Source organism: Microcoleus sp. (genome assembly GCF_049646505.1).
In the GTDB taxonomy this organism is placed as follows: domain Bacteria; phylum Cyanobacteriota; class Cyanobacteriia; order Cyanobacteriales; family Microcoleaceae; genus Microcoleus.
On record NZ_JBARVX010000549.1, the window covers coordinates 1 to 5,430 of the forward strand.

General features: G+C 48.1%; 4 protein-coding genes. 1 reads left to right on the top strand and 3 read right to left on the bottom strand.

What is annotated here, in order from left to right:
* Window positions 1–143 precede the first annotated feature (143 nt).
* A complete protein-coding gene (hisH, locus tag WBA89_RS25930) occupies window positions 144–779 on the top strand; it encodes an imidazole glycerol phosphate synthase subunit HisH (protein ID WP_424410492.1) in 636 nt (211 codons plus the stop codon).
* Window positions 780–1,126: 347 nt separating this feature from the next.
* Here the strand turns inward: hisH and glgX are convergent, their stop codons facing one another.
* The 3 genes from glgX to treZ all read right to left on the bottom strand — a co-directional run.
* Entirely contained in the window at window positions 1,127–3,325 is a 2,199-nt protein-coding gene (glgX, locus tag WBA89_RS25935) for a glycogen debranching protein GlgX (RefSeq protein ID WP_424410493.1), read from the bottom strand.
* Between the two features lie 192 nt (window positions 3,326–3,517).
* Window positions 3,518–4,060 carry a DUF3459 domain-containing protein gene (locus WBA89_RS25940; protein ID WP_424410494.1) on the bottom strand — a complete coding sequence of 181 codons (543 nt, stop codon included), beginning with the start codon at window positions 4,058–4,060 and terminating at the stop codon, window positions 3,518–3,520.
* A 6-nt stretch (window positions 4,061–4,066) separates the two neighbouring features.
* Window positions 4,067–5,430: malto-oligosyltrehalose trehalohydrolase (gene treZ, locus WBA89_RS25945; RefSeq protein ID WP_424410496.1), on the bottom strand; the 1,364-nt coding region annotated here is incomplete at its 5' end.

Here is a 5,430-nt window from a genome sequence, read left to right on the forward strand (position 1 = left end):
AACCAATAACCAATAACCAATAACCAATAACCAATAACCAATAACCAATAACCAATAACCAATAACCAATAACCAATAACCAATAACCAATAACTAATTTTATGCAATAATAGCAATATTAATAATATAAGGCAAGTAAGTCAATGTCTGTCATCGCAGTAGTAGACTATGACATGGGCAATCTGCACTCGGTCTGTAAAGGCTTAGAAAATGTTGGTGCAGTGCCAAAAATTACGGATTCTCCTGCTACAATCGAGCAGGCTGATGCGGTGGTTTTGCCCGGGGTGGGTTCCTTCGACCCGGCAATGCAGAATTTGCGATCGCGCAATTTGATAGAACCGATAAAAAGTGCGATCGCCTCTGGAAAGCCTTTTTTAGGCATTTGTTTGGGCTTGCAAATGCTGTTTGACAGTTCCGAAGAAGGCACAGAACCGGGATTGGGAATTATTGCCGGAAAAGTGCGCCGATTTCGCTCGGAACCGGGATTAACCATTCCGCACATGGGATGGAATCAATTAGAATTCACTCAACCAAATTTGCCGCTGTGGCAAAATCTTTCATCTCAACCTTGGGTTTATTTAGTGCATTCCTATTATGTCGATCCGGTGGACTCAACAGTGAAAGCTGCGGTGGTGACGCACGGAAGTCAGACGGTGACAGCCGCCATAGCTAAAGACAATCTGATGGCAGTACAATTTCACCCAGAAAAATCTTCAAGTACGGGATTGCAAATGCTGTCAAACTTTGTAAATCAAGTGAGAGCAAAAGTAGCAGCTTAGAGTCAATTAAAAACCCGGTTTCTTGAAGAAATCGGGTTGCTCGTTACCAGGCTCTGCCTGGTAATGCAGATAGGCGAGGCTCTGCCTCCTTTGAGGAAGGCAACTTGCAGGAAAGAAAACTGTAGGAGGTGCTTAAGTTATACCAAATTAATAAAATAGCGCTACATATCTACCCCCCACATCCCCCCCGTATAAAGGGGGGGATTCAAACTTTCGGTAGTAGCATAACTTTATGAAATTGGTATTATTAAGTTTTAGATCCTTAGAGTCAATTAAAAACCCGATTTCTTCAAGAAACCGGGTTTTAAATAAATCAGCTATTACTGTTTAGCGATCGATCGCCAATCTTATTTGAGACACTTGATAATTACCACCGACCGCGCCGTTACAGGAACACTTTTCCCATCCGTATAAATTCGTCCTTCAGATTCGACAAATTTTGGTTCAGCAGTGTCAAGCACGGCAATCCACTCCAAACTTTGAAGGCGGGGGGGAATCACAAAATCGAGCGTCTCCCAGTAAGCGTTGAAAAACAACATAAAACTATCGTCGATAATCCGTTCGCCGCGAGCATTTGGCGTAGCAAGTTGTTCGCCGTTGAGGAAAATGCCGATCGCCTTAGCATATCCCACTTGCCACTGTTCGTCAGTCATTTCCCCGCCATCGGGGTTGAACCAAGCAATATCGCTAACTCCAGAACCGTGAATCGCGCGTCCTTGGAACCACTTACGCCGGCGAAACACCGGATGTTCGCGCCGCAAGCGGGTTAACTGGCGGGTAAATTCGAGCAAGTCAGCATTTTTGAACTGCAATCCCCAATCCACCCAGGATATTTCGTTATCCTGACAGTAAGCGTTGTTATTGCCTCCTTGACTTCGCCCCATTTCATCTCCCGCCACCAGCATCGGCACCCCTTGGGACAGCAGTAACGAAGTTAAAAAATTCCGCTTTTGGCGTTCTCGCAACGCCTGCACTTCGGGATCGTCAGTTTCCCCGTCCCCAGCACAGGGGTCTGGCGGAGGCGGATATTCTCCCTCTTCTAGCGCTTCGGTATCTGGGAATTCCACCATCGTGCAGTTCCAAGACTGATTGTGGTTTTCCCCGTCGCGACTGTCTTCACCGTTAGCTTCGTTATGTTTTTGGTTGTAGCTGACTAAATCGTGCAGGGTAAACCCGTCGTGGGCAGTGATAAAGTTGATGCTGGCGTGGGGTCGCCGTCCGTTACTTTCGTACAAATCGGAACTCCCGGTAAAGCTGTAGGCAAACTGAGAGAGAGTTTCGTCAGTTCCCCGCCAAAAGTCGCGCATCGTATCGCGGTAGCGACCGTTCCACTCCGACCACAGCAAAGGGAATTTTCCGACTTGATAGCCGCCTTCGCCGATGTCCCAAGGTTCGGCGATTAACTTGACATCGCACAACACCGGGTCTTGGTGGATGATATCGAAAAATGCAGCAAAAGTATCGACGCGATGGGTTTCTCGCGCTAACACCGTCGCCAAATCGAAGCGGAACCCATCGACGTGCATCTCCAACACCCAATACCGCAAGCTGTCCATAATCAGCTTCAATACTTGGGGATGGAAGACGTTGAGGGAGTTGCCGCAGCCGCTGTAATCCATGTAGTAGCGGGGATTGTCTTCCATGAGGCGGTAGTAAACGGCGTTGTCGATGCCCCGAAACGAGATGGTCGGGCCCATGTGGTTGCCCTCTCCCGTGTGGTTGTAGACCACATCGATAATCACTTCGATGCCGGCAGCGTGTAACGATTTGACCATCTCCTTAAACTCATTCACCTGTTGACCGGTGTTGCCGCTGGCACTGTAGCGGGAGTAAGGCGCGAGATAGTTGATCGAGTCGTAGCCCCAGTAGTTTCGCAATCCCTTGGCATCCAGAAAGCCGGGACAGCCGATGAAGTGGTGGACGGGGAGGAGTTCGACGGCGGTAATCCCCAAGGATTTGAGGTGGTCGATGGCGGCGGGATGGGCCAGTCCGGCGTAGGTTCCCCGCAAGGCTTTGGGAATGTCGGGATGCAGTTGGGTAAAACCTTTGACGTGCATCTCGTAGATGATGGTTTTGTGCCAAGCCAGTTGCGGGTGAGTGTCGCCTTCCCAGTCGAAGGATTCATCGATGACAACGGCTTTGGGGATTAAGTGAGAATCGTCTAATTCGCTGCTGGATAGGTCTTCGGCTTCGTCGTCCCAGTCGTAGCCGAAGATTTCTCGTCCGTGAACCACATCTCCGGCGATGGCTTTGGCGTAGGGGTCGATCAGTAGTTTGGCGGGGTTGAACCGGTGTCCGGCTGAGGGTTCGTAGGGGCCGCGGACGCGAAACCCGTATTGCTGACCTGGTTTGATGCCGGGAATGTAGCAGTGCCAGATGAAGTTGTAGACTTCTGTCAGCGGCACTCGGGTTTCCCAACCTTTTTTATCGAACAAGCACAAATCAACGCCTGTGGCATTTTCGGAAAATAGGGCAAAATTGGTGCCTTTACCATCCCATTTTGAACCCAAGGGATAGGGTTTACCGGGCCAAAGTTTTAAATCCATAGAACCTAAGTTGTAATAAGTAAGTCGGCGTGAATATTTATCGTTGAGATCGGGCAGGAGGCTGTTCGGATTGAGGGAAAGGGTGGGATTTAGATTTCACTACATAGGGCTGTTTGTTTGCACCTTTCTACTTATTCTCGATCGAACAATTGCGCTGGTTGCTGTTTTCCAATTCAAATTGGAAATTGAAAACTATTCGACTTTATAGAGAATAAAACTTTGATGAGGCAAAGTTACGGTCGATTCCGGATCGAGTTTTTGGGGCAGCGTCGAACCGTCACCCATCCACTGAGGATCGGATGAGTCTAGGATTTTTTGCCAGTTTCCTTCTGGCAGTACAAGTTTAGTTTTTTGTGTGGTATCGCTGAAATTGAAGATTGCTAAAACTTCGCTGTCGTCAACGCTTCTTTGGAGGGTAATGATTTTTTCACCGTCAAAACTGTTGATTTCAATACTTTGGCGATCCCGGCACTTCAAGGCAGGAATTTCTTGGCGAAGTTTAATCAGGGTTCGATACAAATCGAACAACACTTTATGCTTGCCTTCACGGCGTTTTTCCCAGTTAAGCTTAGATTGCAAAAATGTTTTGGGATCTTGTACGTCGGGCGGTTCTCCTGTGTCGTGAAATTCTTTGAACTCGGCTTTTCTGCCCTGGCGAACCCCCTCGACTAAATCTGGATCGCTGTGGCTGACAAAGTACAGAAATGGAGCTTCTTCGCCGTATTCTTCTCCCATAAATAATCATGGAATGTAAGGAGAAAGCGATACCGTGCCTGCTGCCAATTTGAGCGCTTCAAAGGAGACCAGTTCTGCCAGCCGTTCGCCTAACATTCGGTTGCCCACTTGGTCGTGATTTTGGCAACAAACGACGAATTGAGCCGGGTCGAAATTGCCCGCCGGACTGCCGTGGTAGCGCTGCCGAAATTCCGAATACTCTCCTGCATAAGCAAACCCTTCTTGCAAGACTTTCACCAAGGTTCTGAACTCGCTAAAATCCTGGTAATACCCTCGGTCTTCTTTGGTAATCAGGCTGTGCAAACAGTGGTGAAAATCATCGCACCATTGGGCATTGAGATCGTAGCCGCCTTTGCTGGGAGGATTGATAATCCGAACGTCGTTGAGGTCGCTTTCAGCAATTAAGTAAAACGATCGCCCTTGCTGTTGGGAAAGTTCTCTGGTTTTTTCGGCTAACTCGGCTAAAAAGTGCTTGGCGGAGAAGTCGTAAATCGCGTGAATGGCATCTAACCTCAGCGCATCAATGTGTAAGTCGCGAAACCAGTAGAGGGCATTTTCGATAAAGAAATTGCGAACGCCGTCGCTGCCAGCATCATCAAAGTTGAGGGCGTTTCCCCAAGGGGTACGATATTTATCGGTAAAGTAGGGGGCAAAATTCGAGGTGTAATTTCCTTCGGGGCCGAGGTGATTGTAGACGACATCGAGGACAACGGCCAAGCCTTTTTGGTGGCAAGCATCGACCAGGGTTTTCAAGCCGTTAACTGCGCCGTAGGAGGATTGAACGGCGAAGGGATATACGCCGTCGTAACCCCAATTGCGATCGCCCGGAAACTGCGCCACGGGCATAATCTCGATCGCGTTAACTCCCAATTCTTTCAAGTCATCGAGACGGTCAATCATTGCCTCGAATGTTCCCTTTTCGGTAAACGTGCCTACGTGTACTTCGTACATAATATAGTCGGCGATTGAAATCCCTTGCCAACCGGCATCGTTCCAAACAAATGCACTTTGGTCAACTACTTCTGAGGGGTTGTGAACGCCTTGGGGTTGACTGTAGGATGCTGGATCTGGTAGCGTTGTCTTTCCATCGAGTTGATAGGTATAAAGCGTACCGGGAGATATTCCTTCTGCTGTAACTTGCCAATATCCTCTCCGTTTTTTTTCCAGGGGAATGAGTTGTGGTTTCGGTGCTGTGATTTGGACTGCTACCTCTTGTAGCAAGGGAGCCCATACTGTAAATTCACAGCGATTATTTCCGAGATATGTTGCGCCAATTCTCATTTTTGCTGATTGATTCCGTGTAACATCATATTTTTTATCCAAGTTTTTATCCAGTTTAACGATGCAATTTTTTTCATCAACTACTCGAT

Coding starts and splice junctions, on each gene's coding strand:
- hisH (WP_424410492.1), top strand. CDS start 144: ATGTCTGTCATCGCAGTAGTAGACTATGACATGGGCAATCTGCACTCG.
- glgX (WP_424410493.1), bottom strand. CDS start 3,325: ATGGATTTAAAACTTTGGCCCGGTAAACCCTATCCCTTGGGTTCAAAA.
- WBA89_RS25940 (WP_424410494.1), bottom strand. CDS start 4,060: ATGGGAGAAGAATACGGCGAAGAAGCTCCATTTCTGTACTTTGTCAGC.